We start from the raw sequence: 638 nt of genomic DNA, 5'->3' as shown, positions 1-638 counted from the left end.
GATCTCTCTTTTCATACATTGATACAATCACAACCCTGATTCACCTACTCACACACCCATCTCTAAGTATGCTTTCGTGAATCTCTTTACTACTTCTTCCTGATTGTTAAAGAACGACAGCCGATATAAAGCTCTGCTTCATATCACTCTGACTGGCTCAATCGCCAATGCATAAAGCTCAGTTAATCCCGGAAACCCGGAACCGAACGCTAGGCATTGAAGATTGGTGGAGGATGACGGGATCGAACCGACGACCCCCTGCTTGCAAAGCAGGTGCTCTCCCAGCTGAGCTAATCCCCCAGTCATGCACAGATCATCACCACACTTCGGGGTTCATCGACTAGCGCAGCCATCGCAGACAAGACAATGGTGGGTCTGGATGGATTCGAACCATCGACCCCCGCCTTATCAAGACGGTGCTCTAACCGACTGAGCTACAGACCCCTCAGTCTGTCTGACTTACTGTCCTGATTCACAGCCGATAAGCGTGAGCGCTCAACGTTCGACACGTTTAGCTCGAGAAAGGAGGTGATCCAGCCGCACCTTCCGATACGGCTACCTTGTTACGACTTCACCCCAGTCATGAATCCTACCGTGGTGACCGTCCTCCTTGCGGTTAGACTAGCCACTTCTGGTAA

The 638-nt window shown here is 50.8% G+C and carries 2 tRNA genes and 1 rRNA gene; all 3 read right to left on the bottom strand.

The features are described 5' to 3' along the window. Positions 1–224: 224 nt before the first annotated feature. Positions 225–300: transfer RNA gene (locus FSO04_RS45995), tRNA-Ala, on the bottom strand. A 67-nt stretch (positions 301–367) separates the two neighbouring features. Continuing rightward, positions 368–444, bottom strand: a tRNA-Ile gene (locus FSO04_RS45990). Positions 445–521: 77 nt separating this feature from the next. Further along, positions 522–638: ribosomal RNA gene (locus FSO04_RS45985) — 16S ribosomal RNA — on the bottom strand; the annotation flags it as partial.

The sequence above is a fragment of the Paraburkholderia madseniana genome, from assembly GCF_009690905.1.
Lineage (GTDB): Bacteria > Pseudomonadota > Gammaproteobacteria > Burkholderiales > Burkholderiaceae > Paraburkholderia > Paraburkholderia madseniana.
The sequence above is the reverse complement of the archived record's forward strand: the minus strand, read 5'-3'. Positions and strand labels throughout refer to the sequence as shown.